This window comes from Agrobacterium tumefaciens (genome assembly GCF_005221385.1).
GTDB classification, from domain to species: Bacteria; Pseudomonadota; Alphaproteobacteria; order Rhizobiales; family Rhizobiaceae; genus Agrobacterium; species Agrobacterium tomkonis.
The window spans coordinates 103,170-124,573 of sequence record NZ_CP039905.1; the positions used below are offsets into that span (position 1 = coordinate 103,170).

General features: G+C 58.5%; 15 protein-coding genes and 3 pseudogenes. 11 read left to right on the plus strand and 7 right to left on the minus strand.

The genetic code is table 11. From position 1 onward, the window contains the following. The first annotated feature begins 19 nt into the window (after nt 1-19). Together CFBP6623_RS25630 and catE are read left to right on the plus strand one after the other, a co-directional pair. Nucleotides 20-523 (plus strand): ferritin-like domain-containing protein, encoded by a 504-nt coding sequence (locus CFBP6623_RS25630; protein ID WP_072492889.1) that lies wholly within the window; start codon nt 20-22, stop codon nt 521-523. A 75-nt stretch (nt 524-598) separates the two neighbouring features. Then, the gene (gene catE, locus CFBP6623_RS25635; protein ID WP_072492890.1) at nt 599-2,749 is read left to right on the plus strand and encodes a catalase C; all 2,151 of its coding nucleotides are present in this window, start codon (nt 599-601) and stop codon (nt 2,747-2,749) included. Between the two features lie 465 nt (nt 2,750-3,214). Here catE and CFBP6623_RS25640 read toward each other — a convergent pair. From CFBP6623_RS25640 to CFBP6623_RS25650, 3 genes and pseudogenes are all read right to left on the minus strand, one after another. Next, a pseudogene (locus CFBP6623_RS25640) lies at nt 3,215-4,108 on the minus strand (IS3 family transposase); the annotation flags it as partial. Continuing rightward, nucleotides 4,109-5,470, minus strand: a complete 1,362-nt coding sequence (locus CFBP6623_RS25645; RefSeq protein ID WP_072492891.1) for an IS110 family transposase — start codon at nt 5,468-5,470, stop codon at nt 4,109-4,111. Nucleotides 5,471-5,685: 215 nt separating this feature from the next. Beyond that, nucleotides 5,686-5,955: pseudogene (locus CFBP6623_RS25650) on the minus strand (transposase); the annotation flags it as partial. A 200-nt stretch (nt 5,956-6,155) separates the two neighbouring features. Here CFBP6623_RS25650 and CFBP6623_RS25655 point away from each other — a divergent pair. After that, the gene (locus CFBP6623_RS25655) at nt 6,156-7,847 is read left to right on the plus strand and encodes an FAD/NAD(P)-binding protein (protein WP_072492908.1); all 1,692 of its coding nucleotides are present in this window, start codon (nt 6,156-6,158) and stop codon (nt 7,845-7,847) included. Here CFBP6623_RS25655 and CFBP6623_RS25660 read toward each other — a convergent pair. Together CFBP6623_RS25660 and CFBP6623_RS25665 are read right to left on the minus strand one after the other, a co-directional pair. After that, nucleotides 7,832-8,560, minus strand: coding sequence for an MOSC domain-containing protein (locus CFBP6623_RS25660; RefSeq protein WP_072492893.1), 729 nt, complete (start codon nt 8,558-8,560; stop codon nt 7,832-7,834). The genes CFBP6623_RS25655 and CFBP6623_RS25660 overlap by 16 nt on opposite strands. A gap of 378 nt (nt 8,561-8,938) precedes the next feature. Further along, nucleotides 8,939-9,787, minus strand: a complete 849-nt coding sequence (locus CFBP6623_RS25665) for a helix-turn-helix transcriptional regulator (protein WP_072492894.1) — start codon at nt 9,785-9,787, stop codon at nt 8,939-8,941. Nucleotides 9,788-9,975: 188 nt separating this feature from the next. Between CFBP6623_RS25665 and CFBP6623_RS25670 the strand changes: the two genes are divergently transcribed. The 4 genes from CFBP6623_RS25670 to CFBP6623_RS25685 are packed head-to-tail and all read left to right on the plus strand — an operon-like array spanning nt 9,976 to nt 15,959. Then, the gene (locus tag CFBP6623_RS25670; protein ID WP_072492895.1) at nt 9,976-13,422 is read left to right on the plus strand and encodes a response regulator; all 3,447 of its coding nucleotides are present in this window, start codon (nt 9,976-9,978) and stop codon (nt 13,420-13,422) included. Then, entirely contained in the window at nt 13,419-14,252 is an 834-nt protein-coding gene (locus tag CFBP6623_RS25675; RefSeq protein WP_072492896.1) for a CheR family methyltransferase, read from the plus strand. Before CFBP6623_RS25670 ends, CFBP6623_RS25675 begins: the two co-directional genes overlap by 4 nt. Then, nucleotides 14,249-14,827: a chemotaxis protein CheB gene (locus CFBP6623_RS25680; protein WP_072492897.1), complete on the plus strand. Its 579-nt coding sequence runs from the start codon at nt 14,249-14,251 to the stop codon at nt 14,825-14,827. Before CFBP6623_RS25675 ends, CFBP6623_RS25680 begins: the two co-directional genes overlap by 4 nt. Further along, a complete protein-coding gene (locus CFBP6623_RS25685; RefSeq protein ID WP_072492898.1) occupies nt 14,817-15,959 on the plus strand; it encodes a hybrid sensor histidine kinase/response regulator in 1,143 nt (380 codons plus the stop codon). The genes CFBP6623_RS25680 and CFBP6623_RS25685 overlap by 11 nt, the downstream gene beginning before the upstream one ends. 442 nt (nt 15,960-16,401) lie before the next feature. Here CFBP6623_RS25685 and CFBP6623_RS25695 read toward each other — a convergent pair. Continuing rightward, nucleotides 16,402-17,420 (minus strand): annotated as a pseudogene (locus CFBP6623_RS25695) (Nramp family divalent metal transporter); the annotation flags it as partial. A 464-nt stretch (nt 17,421-17,884) separates the two neighbouring features. Between CFBP6623_RS25695 and CFBP6623_RS27215 the strand changes: the two are divergent. After that, a complete protein-coding gene (locus CFBP6623_RS27215) occupies nt 17,885-18,013 on the plus strand; it encodes a hypothetical protein (RefSeq protein ID WP_263635088.1) in 129 nt (42 codons plus the stop codon). A 449-nt stretch (nt 18,014-18,462) separates the two neighbouring features. Here CFBP6623_RS27215 and CFBP6623_RS25705 read toward each other — a convergent pair whose 3' ends face one another. Then, entirely contained in the window at nt 18,463-18,957 is a 495-nt protein-coding gene (locus tag CFBP6623_RS25705; RefSeq protein ID WP_137002610.1) for a response regulator, read from the minus strand. A gap of 55 nt (nt 18,958-19,012) precedes the next feature. Between CFBP6623_RS25705 and CFBP6623_RS25710 the strand changes: the two genes are divergently transcribed. The 3 genes from CFBP6623_RS25710 (at nt 19,013) to CFBP6623_RS25720 (ending at nt 21,324) form a co-directional block, all read left to right on the plus strand. Next, nucleotides 19,013-19,384 carry a YsnF/AvaK domain-containing protein gene (locus CFBP6623_RS25710; protein ID WP_080843310.1) on the plus strand — a complete coding sequence of 124 codons (372 nt, stop codon included), beginning with the start codon at nt 19,013-19,015 and terminating at the stop codon, nt 19,382-19,384. 32 nt (nt 19,385-19,416) lie between these two features. After that, nucleotides 19,417-20,271, plus strand: coding sequence for a YsnF/AvaK domain-containing protein (locus CFBP6623_RS25715; RefSeq protein ID WP_052821155.1), 855 nt, complete (start codon nt 19,417-19,419; stop codon nt 20,269-20,271). Between the two features lie 141 nt (nt 20,272-20,412). After that, complete coding sequence (locus CFBP6623_RS25720) at nt 20,413-21,324, plus strand: hypothetical protein (RefSeq protein ID WP_052821156.1); 912 nt, start codon at nt 20,413-20,415, stop codon at nt 21,322-21,324. Nucleotides 21,325-21,404 lie beyond the last annotated feature (80 nt).

Sequence of the window (21,404 nt, forward strand, 5' to 3'; positions counted from 1 at the left end):
ACCACAAGGGAGAATTGAAATGGCAGCCACCAAGACACTCGACGACTTGTTCCTCGACACTCTCAAAGACATCTACTTCGCAGAGAAAAAGATCCTGAAGGCCCTTCCGAAGATGGCCCGCGCCGCCAATTCGGAAGAAGGGAAGGCAAGCTTCCTGCAGCACCGCGACGAGACCCAGGGCCAGATCGAACGCTTGGAAGAGGTCTTCGAACTGCTCGGAAAGGCGGCGCGCGGCAAGACCTGCGAAGCCATACAGGGCATTATTGCCGAAGGCGAAGAGATCATCGAAGAGTTCAAGGAGTCTCCGGCTCTGGATGCAGGGCTCATCTCATCCGCCCAGGCAGTCGAGCACTACGAGATCGCCCGTTACGGCACGTTGATCGAGTGGGCCAAACAGCTTGGTCTGAAGGACGCCGTACCCCTGCTGGAGGCGAACCTCGCCGAGGAGAAAGCGACAGACGAGAAGCTCACGCAGCTCACAAAGGCCTCTGCGAACGCCAAGGGCAAAAGCAATGCTTCCTGAGGTCCCAGTGCATTATTCAAGGCCGTCCCACAGGGGCGGCCTTTTTGTATCCAGCCATCACCAAAGGGGATAACCATGGCAAAGCGTACAAAACGGGCGACCCGCTCGACCTCTTCCACGGACACTGTCACCATCCATGATCAGCAGCTTCACCGAGGCGCGGGCGGCGAACTCCACCAGATCGCTGAGGACGGTGCCGACGTGTTGACCACGTCGCAAGGCGGACCAATCGCCGACGACCAGAACTCTCTTCGGATCGGCGCCCGCGGTCCGCTGCTGATGGACGACTTCCATTTCCGCGAGAAAATCTTCCACTTCGACCACGAGCGAATTCCGGAACGCGTGGTTCACGCACGTGGCTATGGCGCCCACGGCTTCTTCGAAACCTATGAATCCTTGTCCGACGTCACCCGCGCCGACATCTTTCAGCGCGCAGGCGAGAAAACGCCTGTCTTTGTCCGCTTTTCTACTGTCGCCGGCAACAAAGGTTCTGCCGACCTCGCCCGCGATGTCCGCGGTTTCGCCGTGAAGTTCTATACGCAGGAAGGCAACTGGGATCTCGTCGGCAACAACATCCCTGTCTTCTTCATTCAGGACGCAATCAAGTTTCCGGACTTAGTACATGCCGCAAAGCAGGAGCCGGACCGGGCCTTCCCCCAGGCGCAGACCGCCCACGACAACTTCTGGGATTTCATCAGCCTTACGCCGGAAAGCATGCACATGGTCATGTGGATCATGTCCGACCGCACCATCCCACGATCCTTCCGTTTCATGGAGGGGTTCGGTGTACACACCTTCCGTTTCGTCAATGACAAAGACGAGTCCACGTTCGTCAAGTTCCACTGGAAGCCAAAGCTCGGCCTCCAGTCGGTTGCGTGGAACGAGGCAGTCAAGATCAACGGCGCCGACCCCGACTTCCATCGTCGCGATCTCTGGCAGGCGATCCAATCCGGCAACTTTCCGGAATGGGAACTCTCTGTGCAGCTCTTTGATCAAGAGTTTGCCGACAACTGGGACTTCGACGTCCTCGATCCGACGAAGATTATTCCGGAAGAGTTGTTGCCGGTAAAACCAATCGGCCGTCTCGTGCTCGACCGCATGCCGGACAACTTCTTCGCGGAGACCGAGCAGGTCGCGTTCATGACGCACAACGTTCCGCCGGGGATCGACTTCAGCAACGACCCTCTTCTTCAGGGCAGAAACTTTTCCTACCTCGACACGCAGCTCAAGCGGCTTGGCGGACCGAATTTCACGCACCTTCCCATCAACGCACCAAAGTGTCCCTTCCACAACTTCCAGCAGGACGGGCACATGGCGATGCGCAACCCGGTCGGCAGGGTAAACTACCAGCCGAACTCGTTCGGGGAAGGTCCCCGGCAGGCCCCGTCCCGAGGATACCGCCACTTTCTGGCCGAGGAGAACGGCCAGAAAGTGCGGCTGCGTCCGGAAAGCTTCGGCGACCACTATAGCCAGGCCCGCCAGTTTTTCCTCAGTCAGACGCCGCCCGAGCAGCGGCACATCGCGATGGCACTCACGTTCGAGCTAAGCAAGGTCGAGACCGTCGCTATCCGCGAACGGATGATCTCGCACCTGCTGAACATCGACGAGACGCTCGCCACCACCGTTGCCCAGAAGCTCGGAATCCAGACAATGCCTAAGCCCGCCGACGCTGCCATGCCCACACGTCAGGATCTGGAGCCGTCTCCCGCGCTTAGCATCGTGCAAGGCGGACCGAAGCGGTTTGAGGGCCGCAAACTCGGCGTGCTTGTAACGGATGGCGTCGATGCAAAGCTCCTCAAGAAGCTGATGATGGTGATCGAGAAGGAGAAGGCTTTGGTTGAGCTGATTGCGCCGAAGATCGGAGGCGTGACCGCGTCCGATGGGACCTGGATAGAGGCGCAGCACATGATCGACGGTGGCCCCTCGGTGCTGTTCGACGCCGTCGCCGTCCTCGCGGCTCCGGGCGCAGTTGAGGATTTGGTGAAGGAGGCGACAGCACGGGACTTCGTGGCGGACGCATTCCAGCACTGCAAGTTCATCGGCTACGACGAGAGCGCTTTCCCGCTTCTCGTCAAGGCTGGAATCACCGACGATCTCGACGAAGGCACGATCGCACTTCCCGGTGAAGGGGGGGTTGCCGCTTTTGTATCCGAACTTGGGAAGTTGCGGGTGTGGGGCCGGGAACCTGCTCTTAAGCTCGGCAAAGCCTCGCCTCCGGTCGAGTGAAGTTCAGGCGCGGACCTCGTGTCCGCGCCGTTCTCTCTAAACGGTGAGGGACGAGATAGTTGTTTCCAATGTTGGCGTTCCATGGAACGACAAACACGCATGAACTAACGCACCCGGAGCCCATAAATGAGGAGTCAGTCTATAAAGTCTCTGCTGGCCGCGCTCGTTGAGCCGAATAACATCGAGACCGGCGGATGGGGACCCGTGCAAATTGGGGTTGGCGCCGTACGGGCGGGCTGGGACATTTATTCGGGCCACTACAGGCTTACAATTCCAAGCCACGGTCTCGGCGGCCGGCTAAATGGCTTTTAGCGCACGGATTGCGACAAGGCTGCCAAGGGGGCGCAGCCGGGCTGATCCTTTAAATCGATGAAGAACAGCTGTTTGAGGAGCTCAACTAGAACGTGATTGACGAGCCTTTGAGATTTGCGGCCTTTGGCCTGCTGCCGGTTTTCGGACACCGAGTTAAGCTAATCCCACCTTGGTTTCAAAGTCATTGGGGCTGAGATAGCCCAGTGTCGAGTGGCGACGCTTCGGATTGTAGAAGCGCTCTATGTAATCGAACACATCCGCTCTGGCGTCATTCCTCGTGCGATAAACCCTGCGTGCTGTTCTCTCCGTTTTCAGGGATGAGAAGAAGCTTTCCATTGCAGCGTTGTCCCAGACATTTCCAGAGCGGCTCATGGAGCAGGTGATGCCGTGGTCGCTCATGAGGCGCTGGAACTGCTCGCTCGTATATTGGCTTCCCTGATCAGAATGATGCAGTAGCGCGTCTGGTTTTCCTCGACGCCAGATCGCCATGATCAGCGCATCTGTGACAAGCTGGGCCGTCATGTTGGCATTCATCGACCAGCCGACGACACGGCGTGAGAACAGGTCAATGACGGCCGCGACATACAGCCAGCCTTCTGCTGTCCAGATATAGGTGAAGTCGGCCACCCATTTCTGGTTCGGCCGCTCTGCCATGAACTGACGGTCCAGCACGTTCGGCATGATGACGGCACGGTCACCGGCATCTTTCGGCAAGCCACGCCGTCTCGGCCTCGCCCTGAGCGCATTCAAGCGCATCAGCCGCTCGATACGATGGAGACCACAGGATAATCCTTCTTCCGGCACGTCATGCCATACACGGCGAGCACCATAAGTGCGGTCGCTGGCTTTGAAGCTCTGCCTGATCTTGTCCAGCAGAACCTCATCATAGCGAGCGCGTTCACTCGCAGAACGATTGAACCAGGCATGGAAACCTGAACGAGAAACCCCTAGCGCTTCGCAGAGCCATGCCACCGGCCAGATCGAACGGTGCTTTGCAATGAACGCGAACCTCATATCGCGTCCCTGGCAAAGTAGGCTGCGGCCTTCCTAAGAAACACTCTCAGCATCGGGAATGGGATCAAGTTGATATCCCAAAGAGCGAGCACGGCGCTGCAGGTTTGCCAAGACTCGACCGCGATGGCGCTCGTCATATGCCGCCGCACCGGGATCACGATAAGCCATGCCGAACCGAAGGGCATTGAAGAAGAGAACCGCGATCTTACGTGCCGTCGCCGTCACGGCTTTCTGCTTTCCGATGCGCCTTGCCAAACGTCGATAAAATGCACCCAGTGCCGTGTCGCTTCGGCCAATCGTGGTGGCTGCCAACCGCAAGAGTGCGGCTGCCCGGTTCGATGATCGGCGCGTTCTCGAGGAGAGAAGTCTTCCGCCAGATATTTTGTTGCCGGGAGCCAGGCAGAGCCATGATGTGAAGTGCTTGGCGGTGGGCCATGCTCGTAGGTCAGTTCCGCATTCGCCGATGAGCTTGAGGGCGAGCGAGGAGCCGAGGCCGTGAATCTGTGTTAAGTCGGTGCCCGTAAGGCCGTATAGAGCGGCCCGGACATCAAAGGACGGTGCATTCGTCTGCTTGGTCTTTGTCCGGATTTTTGGCAGCGGCGCGAGCGGCACTTCGACTTCCACAGTCATCATGGCGATCGCCGTTTCCAGCTTGCGGTCGCATTCGAGCATCTTCAATTGATAGAAGTCGTAAAGCTCCAGTGATTGGGAAAGAGCAAACACGTGTTCATCACGATCGTTGCCGACCAGCGATGCTTTGATCGTTTCGATAGAAGAGTGGCAGCGAACGTCACGCAAAGAGGCCAGGGCGTCAGGATCGCGCTCGCCGGAAACGATTGCCCGGATAATCTTCATACCGGTCACGCCGGTGATGTCGGAGACAACATGATGGAGCTGCAGGTTCATTTCCATCAGAGCCTTCTGCATGTGCTGGATATGAGCTGCCGCATACTCGACCAGACGTTCTCGCTGGCGCAGATAAGCACGCAAAGTGGCAACCTGCGCATTGGGACGAAAGCTGCCGCGTAACAGACCATAGGAATGCAACTGGCGAAGCCATGCCGCATCATTGACGTCGGTCTTCCGCCCTGGGACGTTCTTCGCGTAACGCGCATTGACCAGGATTACCTCAAAGCCATGCTCCTCCAGAATCTCGAAAGACGGTATCCAGTAGACGCCGGTCGACTCCATAGCCACGCTCGTGACGCCGCAAGATCGGAACCAGGCAGCGAGATCATGCAGATCATGGGTGAAGGTGCCGAAAGCGCGGATTGGCATGTCATCGCTGTCCGGATTGACCGCCGCCATATGCATTGTGGACCCGATGTCGATCGCGGCTGCGCTCGGGTTCAGGCGGGTGAGGTTCTGCGGGGCAGATAATCTTGTCTTGGGCATGGCTTCTCCTCCTTCGGTTCGGGAGGGGCTGGGCCGCACAAGTTCGTCATTTTCCTAATCGGGATCGCTGCTGAAGCCGCGTCACCACTCTCAAGTTCGCAACAGCCCATGTGCCACGTTTTTTAACGGGGTCGAACGCCTCCAATAAGCAGTCGGCAACTCCCCTCCGGAGTGCAGCGTAGCACAGCCTGTTTCTACCGCGCACAGGCGGACCAAAGCCCGTGATCGTTTTTTAGGATGTCGCGCTCCGCCTTCAACTTGGCGACTTCACGACGGAGCCGATCAATCTCAAGCTGCTCTGGCTTCATCTGGCCTTTTCCAGGAAAGGACTGGCTGGGATCGTCGCCGTATTCGCGAACCCATTTGCGCAACACATTCTCGTGGACATCAAGGTCACGGGCCGCCTGGGCAACAGAGACCCCACGCTCCTTGACCAACTTCACCGCCTCAAGCTTGTACTCGCGGCTGAACTTCCTTCGTTGCATTCATGCTCTCCGGTTTCAGGAGGAACACCTTAACTCGGTGTCCATGAAACCGGCAGCAGGCCAGATCTCACATCACGTTCACACGATCCCCCTTTTCTCGAAGGCTAGTTCGCGCGGGCGCATGAGGGCGGGAACAATTTCAAGGGTGGAACATTCCCTGACAGCCGTGCGAGATTGTTCGCCGGACATAGGATATGTCCATGCTTCCACGAATTGCGATCATCGGCACGGGTCCAACCGGCCTCTACACGTTCAAACAACTGATCGGCTCGACCGTTCCCCTGTCGATCACCCTTTATGAAGCAGAGGGAGAGCCGGGCAAGGGTACGCCCTATCACCCCGATATGAATGACCCGGCGATGCTCTCCAACATTCCGAGCATCGAGCTTCCGGCTTTCACCGAGACCCTGGTCGAATGGCTGCGGCGGCAGGATGAGGACACGCTGATGCGCCACGGCATCCGCCGCGAGGCGATTGATGAGCGGGAATTCTATCCCCGCCTCGTGCTCGGCGACTACATGCAGGCGCAGTTTGCCCGGATGCAAAATCTGGCCGGCGAACGCGGCCACGAAATCCACGTGCTGGCCCGCCATAAGGTCACCGATATCGAGATACAGGCGGCCGCAGTGCGGCTGAGGGTATCCCGTCCCGACGCAGAGGAGGACGCAGTCTTCGACCACGTCGTGATGGCGACCGGCCACAATTGGCCCGACAGCACCGAAATACGACCCGGCTACTTCGTTTCGCCCTGGCCGGCCACTGTTTTGAAGTCGATCCGCAATGAACCCGTCGGCATTCTCGGCACCTCGCTGAGCGGGATCGACGCCCTGATGACCGTGGCGACGGCCCACGGCATGTTCTACAGCGATGCGGCGGGTGATCTGCAATATCAGCCGGCTGCCGGGACTGAGGATTTTCGCGCGACGCTGATGTCCCGCAAGGGCATCCTGCCGGAGGCCGACTTCTACTGCCCGCTGCCCTATGTGACGCCGCTCGTCTGCACGGAAGAGGCCATAGACGCGCTGATCGCGACAGGTCGTCACGACCTGCTCGATGAGGTCTTCGAGCTGTTCCGCGGAGAAATCGTCGCCCGCGACCCGGATTATGCCACCCGCATCGGCCTTTCGCAGCTGACCGTCGAGACCTTCGCAGCCGCCTACTATGCCGACCGAGCCGAAAGCGATCCGTTCGTCTGGGCCGCGAAGAACCTGGCCGAGGCCGAGGACAATAGGGTGAAGCGCTATACCGTGCCGTGGCGCTATGCGATCCTGATCACCCACGAGATTGTCGCGCGCGTCATTCCGCATCTGGACGAGAAAGACCTCAAGCGCTTCCACCGCCACTTCAAGGGCATCTTCATCGACGACTATGCAACCGTGCCGCTGATGTCGATCCGCCGTCTGCTCGCGCTGTCGCGTGTCGGCAAACTGTCCATCCTGCGGCTCGGCGAAGACTATACGATCCGCACGGCCGAGGTCGGTCTGGAGCGGGGCGCAGAGGTCGAGGTGTCAGGCACGGTGCATCGCTTCGGCGCCTTCATCGATGCGACCGGTCAGGAAACCCTCTCGGCGACGGATCTCCCCTTTCCGACGCTTGTCGATCAGGGAGGCGTGCGCGAAGCCGCGACGCCCAAGGTCGAGGCGATCATGTCGCTCGATCGCGATCCCGATATGGTGCGCACCGGCGGCATCGATGTCGATGAATTCTATCGCCCGCGTCTCGGCCTGATGTCGGAAGGCCGGCTCTATTGCGCGGCAATCGCCTTCCTCCTGCACAAGGAGCCCTTCGTTCAGGGCATCACCAGTGCCCGGGATATCGGCGAGACTGTCGGCCGGGCAATCCTCAAGGATATCTCGCAGGCGGAAACGCCGCTCTTTCAGATCTCGGCATAGACGGCATCGCCGACACTGATGGTCACGCCCTCGATGGGCGTGGCATAGACGCCGAGATTGCGCTTGTTGTGGCGCATGATCCCGCGCAGCACATCGGGCTCTTCCGCCATGCCGGGCTGTGCGACAAGCGTCATGCCACAGCGGCGCGACGCCTCGGTGACGCGGATATCCGTGTCTCCGATGCGTAACGTATGGTCAACCCACTCGTTTTCGATGAAACCTTCGCCTTCTTCCGTTTCGATCAGCACGGAGGGGCGGAACCGTCTTGCGTCGAGTGGCGGAAGGCCTGTTACCGCGGCAAGCGCCTCCGTCGAAGCGGTCGTCACAAGGTGAAGCGGCGCTGGCTTGTAACGATTGGAGACGACGGGGAAGCGGTAATCGCCAGACCCGACGAGCCCGACCGCGACCGGGAAGCCGAAATGCTCTGCCAGGCGGTCCGGCAATGCACCGTCGTCGAGCGCATGTTCGGCGCCGTCGGCAAAGCGCAGCACCGGCAGTCCGGAGGCCGGTTGCCAGGCGGTGATGAAGAGGGCAGGACGCCAGCGCGTTTCCTTCTCGGGGGCGGCGGCGAGGCCGGTTTCCGGATCGAACAGCGCGAACCGTCGGTCGCCTGCGATGCCCTCGGGCGACACGGTGATCGAGGCGAGCGTCTCCCCGCCAAGAGAACTCACCGGATAGCGCCAGACTTCCCGCACTCGACCGATTTTTCGCATAGTTGTTCCTTCATTCACCAATATTCAATATCCACCGAACACGGCTTGATGTTCCAGAAAACTGGGACCCGGGACTAGTTTGCAATCTTTTTGCGAAGATTGATGCAGCAACCTAACGCCTTTCTACAGATCTTGATTCGGACTGCCCAAACGGGGATTTTTGAAGGTTGGCTGACGCCAACTTGTTTGCCAGCGTTCCAAGCCGGTCCACGCGGTTTGGTAGGGCCGATTGTGAGATACCCATTTCAATTCTCGTCTAGCCACGATTGGCCAGAGAGAGTTCGCAGAGTTCCTAGCTGCGAAGCAGGCGCAGGCGCAGGCAGACAGTCTGCTCTTATTGGGCGAACTATTGAAGCGCGCGAAGCCTTCAGTGAGGACCTACATCCGGTCCCTGAACTCTTTCACACTCATTCCAACCCATGATTTGAAAGTCCTTTGGAAATACGCGCTATCCTGAAAGCCCAGCCTGCTGGCGATTTCGTCGATGGGCATTTCTCCTGCGGCCAAGAGCAATCGTGCCCTTTCCATTCGACGTCGGAGCACGTGCTGGTATGGGGTCTCTCCGGTGGACGCCTTGAAGGCCCTGCTGAAATGGAACCGACTTAGGCCCGCGAGTGCAGCAAGGCTCGATAGGCTGAGATCTGAGCCAAGGTTCTCCTCGATAAACTCGTCGATCAGAGCCAGAGGCGCTCTGCCAAGGGGCGGCGGCTGTCTCAATGCCGGCATTGTTGCTTTGTGGATCGCCAAGATCGTGATCAGGCCCAATGCTTCTTCGTATAGAGCATCAGAATGATCTCGCTTTAGCAGGCCGGCCCATTGGCGCAGGTATCCCGCGACTTCGTCGCTTCGGTAATAAACCTTTTCATCGACATGTTCGGCGAAGCGAGTGTCCAGCTCCTGCCGGATAGCTGCCGGATCTAAATAGATAGCTGCGAACGAGTTGTTCCGCCTTTGGAGTTCGGACCAGCCAGTGACGCGTGCACCCCGCGGGACATAAGTCAGCGTGTGGCGGAGGTCACGGCGGTTGTCCTCCAATCCATCCCCTGCACGTATGCCCCCATCTTCCAGGACAATGTCATGGTAATGGAGGTCGCTCGTCCAGTCGTAACTGAAAGCAGCACCCAACTCTGGTTGAAGGTACTCCACCGTGAAGCCGCTGAGCTTCCTTGCGTGACGTTGCGGCGAATGGGCCAACCCCTGAAGGGCAAGCAACTCATTTCGTTCCATTTTTAGCGTAATCTTGCTTTCCTCATAAAATTATTGCTACCTAGGACTCTATTCAAGTTGACGTGATCGGCGGGAGTGGATGGGACACAGCAACCACACGCTTTGCGACCCCGCTAGCCATTTCCCGCATCCGATGCCGTCACTCTTACGTGATAATATCATCTGACCGAGTTTTTAGAGACCTTCTGATGCACAGAAAAACATCCGCACTTACAGGCAACAGAATGCTCGGTCTGGAGCGAAATGCCCTCATCGGCGCAGCGACCGCGATCTTCTTTTTCGTCATCAGCACCGCGCTAACCGTTTACACAGTCCAGAACGTCAGAGACAGCAATGCGAGAGTGACGCAAACGCATGGTCTTGTGGTGGCGCTCGACCTGCTTTTGATCGACATACAAGATGCAGAAACGGGATTACGTGGCTTTCTCCTGACCTCTGAGGAGGCCTATCTTGCGCCATATCACCGTGCCCTCCCACAGGTTCAGAGCCGAATGGACACAATCAGCTCGGCTGCCACAGCCGAGATGCGCGAACGTGGGAGTGTCGAGGAACTCCGAGCGTTTGTCTCGTCCAAACTTGAAGTGATGGCGCTAACACTGGAGGTCTTCCAGACACGAGGGTCCGTCGAAGCGTTGACCCTTGTAAAATCAGACCGCGGCCGCAGCGACATGGACGGCATCCGCAACGTCATCTCCCAACTGCGTAACGAGGCTGGTGAAGAGCGGAGCCAGCGCCTTGAGGAGATGAATGCGTCATACATTATTGCCTGGGCGAGCGCGCTAGCTTCGGGGCTGCTTGGCATCGTCCTGACCCTCGCGATCTCCGCACTGGTGAGAAAATCCACTCTGGCGCAGAAGCGCGAACAGTGGTTGCGGGATGCACAATTGGGCTTGGCTGCATCCGTCAGCGGTGAGCAGCAAATCGCGAAACTTGGCGAAAACATCCTGGGCTTCCTCACCAACTATCTCGGTGCCGTTGCAGGTGCCATTTATGTCGAAAATGCCGGCCGCTTTCATCGCATGGCCGTCCACGGCGTACCTGCAGACGTGATCCTGCCTACGAGCTTTGGCCAAAACGACAGCTTGTTCGGCCATGTGTTGCGGGATCACCGTCCGATCGCGGTTGGCGAGGTTCCGGATGGCTATATCAACTTCGGCTCGGCTCTTGGACAGCAGAAGCCACGTTATCTCGCCTTGGCGCCTGCGATCGTTGAAGGGGACATAAGAGGCGTTTTCGAACTCGGCTTCCTGTCTCCCATCAGCGATCAGACGTTAGTTCTTCTTGAACAGGTCTCAGAGCTGATTGCTGTCGCCATCCGATCAGCGGAATTCAGAACCCGCCTCCAGGCTCTTTTGGAAGAGACCCAGCGGCAATCGGAAGAGCTGCAGGTGCAGGGCGAGGAGCTGCGCGTTTCCAACGAAGAGCTCGAAGAACAGGGGCGCGCGCTTCGCGAACAGCAAACCCGCCTGGAACAGCAGCAGGCGGAACTCGAACAGACCAACTCCCAGCTTGAAGAACAGGCGGAGGAACTGGAACGGCAGCGCGACAATCTGGAACGGTCAAAGGACGCAATCGAAGCCAAGGCAAAGGAAGTGGAACTTGCCAGCCGCTACAAATCGGACTTCCTGGCGAACATGTCGCATGAGCTGCGCACACCACTCAACTCTTCGCTCATCCTTGCCAAACTTCTGGCCGACAATTCCGAAGGCAATCTAACGGCACAGCAGATCCAGTTCGCCCAGACGATCCAGTCTTCGGGCAATGACCTCCTGAATCTGATCAATGACATTCTCGACCTCTCCAAGATCGAGGCGGGCCATGTCGAGATAAATCCGGAAGCGGTGTCCATCGAACGGACCGTCAACGGACTGCGCCACATGTTCGAACCGCTCGCAACCAACAAGGGCCTCCAGCTCAACGTCTCCGTGGAGGCCGGCGTGCCGGCCGTCATCCAGACCGATCCGCAGCGCCTGGAGCAGGTGTTGAAGAACCTTTTGGCGAATGCCCTGAAGTTTACGGAGAAGGGCAGTGTGTCGCTCGCGGTCAGCCGTCACGGCGACAATCAACTGGCCTTTGCGATCAAGGACAGCGGCATCGGGATTGCCGAAGAACAGCAGAAGCGGATCTTCGAGGCCTTCCATCAGGCAGACAGCACCATCAGCCGCAAGTTCGGTGGCACCGGGCTCGGGCTTTCGATCTCCCGCGAACTAGTGCGCCTGCTCGGCGGCCGCTTCCGGCTGGAGAGCAAGCTCGGCCAAGGCAGCACGTTTACCATCGTCATTCCGGCCGAGTTCGACAGTGCGCTGGTCCAGGCTCCGAAACAGGATTTTGCCCCGCCCGTCGCGTCCGCTGCAGAACCCGTCTTGCGCGCTGAAGCAGAGACCATTGCACAAAAGCCGAAGGCAGTCGCAATCGTCGATGACGACCGTGCAGCATCCGAGCCGACGGCCCGCAAGCTGCTGATTGTCGAGGACGATCAATCCTTTGCACTCATCCTGCGCGATCTCGCCCGTGAGCTGAAGTTCCAGGCGCTCGTAGCCGGAACCGCTCAAGAAGCCCTGGAACTCGCCCATCAGTATCTGCCGAACGCCATCCTGCTCGATGTCGGTCTTCCGGATCAATCCGGCCTCTCGGTGCTTGACCGCCTGAAGCGTGACGTGCGGACGCGCCATATTCCGATCCACATCCTCTCCGCCGAAGATTATTCCGACCGGGCTCTCTCATTGGGCGCCGTCGGCTACGCGCTGAAGCCCGTACAACGCGATCACCTGGTGTCGATGATCGAGTCCCTAGGCGCGAAAGCCGAACAAACGCTGCGGCGCGTGTTGATCGTTGAAGATAACGCCGTTCAACGGGACGCTCTGTCGAAACTCCTGTGGTCGCATGACGTCGAAACGGTGGGGGCCGGGACTGCGGCAGAGTGCATCTCGTTGCTGGCTGAACAGACCTTCGACTGCATGGTGCTGGATCTGTCGTTACCAGATACATCCGGCTTTGCGCTTCTGGAAACGTTGAGCGAAGCGGGCATGCATTCCTTCCCGCCTGTCATCGTCTACACCGGACGCGTTCTCTCGTCCGAAGAAGAACAGAGACTTCGCCGTTACTCGAAATCTATCATCATCAAGGGTGCAAAATCGCCGGAGCGTCTTCTCGACGAAGTTACCCTCTTCCTGCACCAGGTGGTCTCCGAGCTGCCGGACGAGCAGCAGCAAATGATCCGCAAAGCGCGCAATCGCGATGAACTGCTGGAAGGGCGCCGCATTCTGATCGTCGAGGACGACGTGCGCAACGTCTACGCCCTGACCAACATCCTCGAACCACGCGGGGTGATCGTCGATATCGCCAGAAACGGCGAGGAGGCGCTGGAAAAACTGGAGCAATCGATAACAAACCCAGACGGGCGGATCGATCTGGTTTTGATGGATGTAATGATGCCGGTCATGGATGGCCTCACCGCTACCCGCCACATCCGCAAGAACTCAGCATGGCAGAAGTTGCCGATCATCACCTTGACGGCAAAGGCCATGCCGGACGACCAGAAGCGCTGCATCGAAGCCGGCGCCAATGACTACATGGCAAAGCCGCTTGACGTCGAAAAGCTTCTGTCTCTCGTGCGCGTCTGGATGCCGCAATGACGGAGACGTTCGAAAAGGTGGAGGATATAGAGATCCGGCTGCTGCTGGAGGCGCTTTATCATCGCTACCACTATGACTTTCGCAGCTACGCCATGTCGTCGATCCGGCGGCGGTTGCGCCAGGCACGCGAACAGTTGGGCTTTGCGACCATCTCAGCCATGCAGGAGCGCGTCCTTCATCATCCCGAGATGCTTGACGACATGCTCCGCTTCCTTACGGTCCAGGTCAGCGAGATGTTTCGCGACCCGTCCTACTTCGCGGCGATCCGGGAGAAGGTCGTTCCGCATCTTCGCACTTACCCCTCCTTGAAGATCTGGATTGCCGGATGCAGTTCGGGCGAAGAGCTCTATTCCTTTGTCATCCTTTTTCGCGAGGAAGGGCTTGAGGAGCGAACCCTCTTTTATGCGACGGATATCAATCCAGAGGCCCTCGCCCAGGCGGAAGCCGGAATTTATGACATCGAACGGGTCAGATTGTTCACCGAGAACCATCGTGACTCCGGCGGCAAGGGATCTTTGTCTGACTATTACACGACGGGCTACAACCGGTGCATCCTGGACAAAAGCCTGCGGCGCAATGTCGTGTTCTCAGATCATAGTCTTGTGACGGACCAGGTCTTTGGTGAGATGCATCTGGTCTCCTGCCGGAACGTCATGATCTATTTCGACCGGGATCTCCAGGACAGGGCTGTCGGTCTTTTCCGGGATGCGCTGCCACGCAACGGCTTTCTCGGGCTGGGCTCGAAGGAAACACTGCGGTTTTCGGCACACGCCGATGGCTTCCGGGAGTTCGTCCGAGATGAGAAGATCTATCAGAGGATCGGCTCGTGAAGGACAATCCGAACGGTGCGATCATCATCGGCGCCTCCGCTGGGGCGCTGGAAGCGCTGTCCATGATATTGCCGCCACTGCCTGCGACTTATCCGTATCCTATCTTCGTCGTGGTGCACTTACCGCCAAACAAACGCAGTGTGCTGGCCGCGATTTTTGACCTCAAATGTCAGCTTCGCGCGATCGAGGCGGAAGACAAGGAGCCCGTGGAAGCCGGGTTCATCTACTTCGCGCCCCCTAATTATCATTTGTCGCTCGAGGGGCGAACGCATGTCGCTTTATCCAGCGAGGAAGAGGTTCTCTTCTCGCGGCCATCGATCGACGTGGCATTCGAGAGCGCGGCAGACGCCTGGGGCAGCCAACTGACAGCTATTGTCCTGACGGGCGCCAATCATGACGGTTCCCAAGGCCTTTCGGCCGTCGTTCGTTCTGGCGGAACGGCAATCGTTCAGGATCCGTCCGAGGCTTTCGCTCGGGCCATGCCCGAAGCTGCCATCCGCGCATGCCCAAGCGCTCAAGTTTTGACCTTGTCGAAGATTTCAACCTATTTGCAGAACATCGAAAATGAACACTGACGTCAAATTCCTCTTGGTTGACGACCTTCCAGAGAACCTGCTTTCTCTGGAAGCTCTGCTACAACGCGACGAGCTGATGCTATTGAAGGCGCGGTCCGGCGATGAGGCTCTCGAGCTTCTGCTCCAACATGATGTGGCACTGGCGCTGATTGACGTTCAGATGCCAGGACTGAACGGCTTCGAACTTGCCGAACTTATGCGAGGCAATGAGCGGACACGGCGGGTTCCGATCATTTTCGTGACTGCCGGTACCCATACAGCCGAGCGGCGGTTCCAGGGATATGAAGCGGGCGCCGTCGACTTTATTCAAAAACCGATCGAGCCGGATATTCTGCGCAGCAAGGCAGAGATTTTTGCAGAGCTCTATCGTCAGCGTAAAATGATTTCCGAACAGCGCGACCTTCTCGAGGCACAGACTCGCGCGCTTCAGCTCGCCGACAAGCGTAAGAACGAGTTCATCGGCGTTCTCGTCCATGAACTGCGCAACCCACTTGCCGCTCTCAATGGCGGGCTGAAGCTTCTTTCGAGAAAGCCGGATGCTGGCAAGGTGGAGCAGATCCATGGCCTCATGCACCAACAGATGGACCACATCATCAGGCTCGTTGACGACCTGCTCGATGTGTCACGGATAACGCAGGGCAAAATCAATCTCGTAAAGTCTGACTTTGACTTGAGAGATGCCATTCACTCCGCGCTGGATATGACAAAAGAGGCAATCGAGGAGCGAAACCATGCTTTGTCCATCAACGTTCCGGATCAGCCGTGCATGATGTTCGCTGACAAGGTTCGGCTGACGCAGTGCGTTTCAAACCTCGTGAACAATGCCGCAAAATACACGCCGATGGGCGGTCAGATTGAGGTAGCGCTGGAATTACTTCCGCGCACCTATCGCATCAGCGTCACTGACAATGGTCTCGGCCTCAGTGCCGAGGCCGCTGGCGCAATTTTCAGGATGTTCGAGCAAGTCGAAGAGCATCGGAATCATGCTCATGGGGGACTTGGGATCGGCCTCGCCCTCGTCAAACAACTCATGGAGTTACACGGCGGCGATGTTTCGGTATGGAGTGATGGTCCGGGGTTGGGCAGCGTTTTCACGCTTGAGCTACCGATACAGGCAGCGATAGCTCCATAGTGGAGAATGACTGCTTCCAGGATGTGTTCTGGCGCCCTCGAATGACGGAAATGACGGCGCGTAGCCGCCTGGCAGCTATCTGTGCCGGAATATATCCTTCGGGCCGGAAGGCGAATTTATTCAGCGCACTGAGAGGGGAGAAAGGCGCTCTGCCCTCTCTCCCCCACAAGCACTAAACCCGTCTCCCCATGCTTCGGCCTGCGGCCTGCAGCACCGGCCGCATTTCCATGAAATACGTCTCGGCCCTCCGGGTGGGTGATCCCCCTCCGGTTTAGCGCTTGTCCGGCATCACCGGAATACGCAGTCAGGGTACCGGGCTCAGCTTGAACGAGCGCTAACGCCGAGGTCAGGAAATCGGCGACATCGCTCTCCTTTCCGGGCCTGGCCTTCAATGGCACGTACAGCGCAAGTTTGGGCATGATCAACTCCTCAATGTAAACCAACAGATCCAGTCCTGCGTTTCGGCGAAGGCATATGCCGCAGAGCCAGCCAGTACCGGGATCGACAGCAATCCGGTTCCAACGATGCCGAGGCTGAACAGGACAAAGGCAAAATTGCCGGCGATCGGCTTCAGCGCTTCGGCGACATCAGCCGCCGACTTGATATCCGTCTTGCCATTAGCGTGCAGTGTCGCAGCCGCACACATCATGATCGCGACAGCGACGATGGTGGAAACGGCCATACCCGCGAGGGTATCAAGCTCGATCCGGTTGAGCTCTTTGGGAGCTTGACGCGGCGCCTCCTCAAGCGGCTTGGCTTCGTCCTGCGAACGATCTCTTCCACCTCCTGGCTCGACTGCCAGAAGAACAAGTACGGACTGATTGTCGTGCCGAGGATCGCAACGACCACGGTGAAACTGTCGGTGTTCAAGGGAAAGGTTGGCCAGACAAATCCTTTCAACGTCGCCATCCAGTCGATCTTTACCACAAACAGGACGGCGATGTAGGCGAACAGGACCAGCGTCAGCCACTTCAGGATGTTGGCATATCGCTCATAGGGAATGAACATCTGCAGCCCTAGTGACAAGAGGGCGAAGAAGATGGTGATCGGCAGGCTCGGCATTCCCGTCGCGAGCTCGACCGACGCACCCATCGCCGCGAGGTTCGCGCCAATATTGATGCAGTTGGCAACGAATAGCAGACAGACCAACCCGGTGACGAGCCATTTCGGCCAGATGGCACCCATGTTGACCGCCAGCCCCGATCCGGTCCCGCGGCCAATTCTGGCACTGACAAGCTGGATTGCCGACATCAGCGGATAAGACAGTAACATGGTCCAGACCATGTTGAAGCCGAACTAGGCGCCGGCCTGGGAGTAGGTTGCGATCCCACTTGGATCGTCGTCGGCGGCTCCAGTGATTAGGCCAGGGCCAAGCTTCTTCAGAACCGAGCCTGATGTCGGACGCGACGTGGCATGCCCGGAAGGGGGCGCGGGTAGCGGGCCGTCAATTGAGGTCTTCACATCAGTCGTCCCGATTAGCGGGTCGCGCCAAAGATCCAGGCGACCGCAGTTGTGAGGGCTACAGCAGTGAGCGGGTTTTCCTTGATTCAGCCGCGAACGCTACTTGTGAAATCCTCGCTTTGCTGGTTCTCAGGAGCGCTGGCTTTGACGCGCTCAGCCTCTTTCGGGTCGGTGCGGCCTGCCGGTACGGACGTTATCGTGTGAGAAACAGGATCCGACGCGGGAAAGGTATCTTCGAGGCCTTTATCGAGATCGCCCTTGTCCTCCTCTTGCCGCTGTCGTGCCTTCTCCAACTCCTAAGCCTGAACTGCGGAGATTTGGGATCGTCGGCATCAGCACCGTACCCTGTCGTACATTCTTCTTGTTGACGTCCCCCTCTACTTGTCGCTGTTTTGCTGAGCATTAGTTCATCGTGATGGAAAGATGACGACATTCCACAAAAACGAAACCGCGAGAAGAGCTCCTTGGCGGACAGGAAGCAACGCTTCGACGCAACGCATGCCAGCGCCATGGCGTCAATCAAGGCGGAGGCGGAGGAGCGGCGGCTGAAGACCGAGCGCTTGCGCAAGATGCGGCTTCAGTCGGGAAGTTGACGGAATTTACCCGCCTACACACTCTCGCTTGAGCGGCGAAACGTATCGTTGGGGGCAAGGCCTGACCTGACGCATCCGGAAACGCGCCTGAGAATGCAAATCTGACTTTGAGCGGACCAGACGCGTTCTGACATCGCGCTGTCATCTCCCTTCGCTATCTCATCTTCGAATGGAGAAGGTGATGGCAAGAGAACTGGCATCAGACATTGAGGATATCGCGCGGACGATCGCCGAACTCGCTCTCCCGGCAATGCGACCGAAGGATCTCGTAGACGCGGTCAGAAAGAAACACGCTGCTGCGTCTAAAAAAAGAAATATGTCGGGCCGCCTTCTACGCGGTTATTCTGGCCGCTGTCGAGGAGCCAGGCCGCGCCGAGGGGCTCCACGAGTTGGCGAGCGTCACACGAAACGAGCTCGACGAATAGAAGGGTCTCGCCGAGTAGTCGTCGTCAATGAAACGCAATAAACCGCTTAGGAGCGATACAGTCCCGCCCGGCGTGATGATCCGTTGCGAACTGGATCGTCTCGACCAATTCAAGGTCCATCACCGGCTTTGAGATCACCCCGAGGGCGCCATCGACGCCTGAGCCAAGCTGTTCCGGGTTGCCGGTCATGAAGACGACGGTGACGCCGTCTGCCGCCAGGCGTCGGCCGATTTCCGGTCCGGTCGCACCATCGATGAGATTGACATCGACAAATGCAACTTGAGCCTTGTCGGCAAGCTCGTACGCTTCCTTTGCCGTGGTTGCCGTCCCGATGGCCTCATGCCCAAGCGACAACACTGCCTCTTCGACCGCGCTCGATAACAGCCACTGGTCTTCGACGATCAGAATATTCACCATGCTTATCCAACCTTTCTTCGTGAGCGACAAAATCACTGCGTCAATACTTTGTTCCGGCCTTGGGCGATTTTTGCGCAGCTGGTGACGTGTGACCTTTTCCAAGGAACAAAGTTGGATTCCGCTCGTTCAATGCTGGTTGCAACAATCTGGAATGCGGATGACCAAGCCTGACGAGAAACTCTCGCTGATCGAAGAACAGCTTGTCATCGACAAGCGCGCCGTGCGCGACGGCAGCGTCCGCGTCAGCACCAAAACCGAGTTTGTTACAGAAGCAGCGGAGGCACGCCTCGACAGCGAGAATGTCGAGGTCACGCGTGTGGCAATCGGACGTGAAGTGTCAGAAGCGCCGGCCGTTCGCACGGACGGTGACGTGACCATCGTGCCTGTGATGGAGGAGGTTCTCGTTGTCGAGAAGCGTCTGATGCTGGTCGAAGAGATCCACATCCGCCGCGTCGCCACCACCGAGGACGTTTCCATTCCGGTCGAACTGCGCAAGCAACGTGCCAGCATCGAGCGCGACGACCCCTGAGCTAATTATCAATCCGAGAAAAGGAGAAACTCATGACCTACAGCGAAACCACATCGTCATACGGCGCCTCTTCGTCTAACACCGTGACGGCCTTCTTCGAAAACCGCAGCGATGCGGATGCCGCCGTCGAACGCCTTGTCGAAGCCGGGATTGCCCGCGACGGCATTCGCGTCGTCGCCGGCAAGGAGTCTACAACCTCGACTGAAGTTGCCTCCGAGCACAAGGGCTTTTGGGAGAAGCTGGAAGACTTCTTCTTTCCCGACGAGGACCGCGCCGTCTATTCCGAAGGTCTTCGCCGCGGTGGCTATCTTGTGACGGTCAGCAACGTCACCGCCGCCTCTTATGACAAGGTGATCGATATCCTCGATGACGAGGGCAGCATCGATCTCGATCAGCGCGCAGAGAGCTGGCGCTCGGAAGGGTGGAACCAGCAGGAGACCGTGAGTTCGTATGGCGCCTCCGCCAATCGTGCCAGCGCAACCGGAACGGCAGCTCTGGAGGCCGGCCGTGAAGAGGTTATCCCGGTGGTCGAGGAAGAGCTTCGCGTCGGCAAGCGTGACCTCAATCATGGCCGCGTGCGTGTCCGTTCTTACGTGGTCGAAAATCCTGTCAGCGAACAGGTATCGCTGCGCGACGAAAACGTCAGCATCGAGCGCCGCGCCGTCGATCGCCCGGTGACTGGAACGGAAAACGCCTTCGTCGACCGCACGATTGAGGCAGAAGAGCACCATGAAGAGGCTGTCGTCTCGAAGGATGCGCGCGTTGTCGAAGAGATCGCGCTGCGCAAGACCGCCGAGCAGCGCGAGGAGACCATCAACGATAGCGTCCGCCATACCGAGGTGGAAGTCGAAGACGAGCGGTCCGATCGTATTGTCCGCAAGGACTAATCAAGGCTCTTCGTTTGATGTAACTGCAGCAGAGACCGGCGATCCCATCGCCGGTCTTTTTTGTATCCTGCTGGACGGGAACCGAACGGCGATTGCGGCGTTAGTATGGCACTCACATTCCCGTGATGAAGAGGATGCACCATGACCGAACCTGTCTCCGTCCACGTGTCGCGCGAAGCGGCCTATGTCGACCCCTCCCTTACGGCCACTTTGCATAAGGTGTCATGGGGTGCGATCTTCGCCGGCGTCGTTCTGGCACTTGCCGTCCAGTTTCTCCTCAATCTTCTAGGCGTGGGCATTGGCGCCGCCGTGATCGATCCGGCAACCTACGACAACCCGAATGCGAGCACCTTCTCCATTGCCGGTGGCGCGTGGTTCGTTGTGGCCGGTATCATTGCTTCCTTCGTCGGCGGTTATGCCGCCAGCCGCCTTTCCGGACGTCCGAGCCGCTCGACCGGCGGGTATCAGGGCGTAACCACCTGGGCTGTCACCACTCTTGTCATCCTCTACCTGCTGACCACGTCGGTCGGTGCCCTCATCGGCGGCGCGTTCAGCGGTCTGTCGAGCATTGTCGGCGGTGTCGGCCAAACGGCCGCGACCGCTGCCACGTCGGCAGCCCCTGCCCTTGCGACTTCTGCAAACCCGATGGCCGGGATCGAGCAACAGATCCGTGACGCGTCTGGCGGCAACGATCCGGCAGCCCTGCGTGATGCAGCCGTTTCGGCGGTCCAGGCCGCGGTGACCGGTGACCAGGCAAAGGCCGCAGATGCCCGCAATCGCGCCGCTGATGCGATCGCCAAGGCGCAGAACATCCCGGTAGATCAGGCCCGCACCCAGGTCGAGCAGTACGAGAAGACCTACCGCGATAACATCGCTGCCGCAAAGCAGCAGGCGCTCGATGCCGCCCAGACGGCCACCAAGGCAGTGTCGGCCGGCGCGATCCTTGGCTTCTTCGCCCTCCTGCTCGGGGCTGTGGCGGCCTGGTTCGGCGGTTCCTACGGCACGAAGAAGGCGTTGCTTCTGGCCGAAACCACCACTCGCCGCACGATTTGACAAGATGAAGGCCGCCGGAAACGGCGGCCTTCTTCCTTGCTTGACCTTTCTCCAATGAAGCCTCTCCATCCACCGGGTGG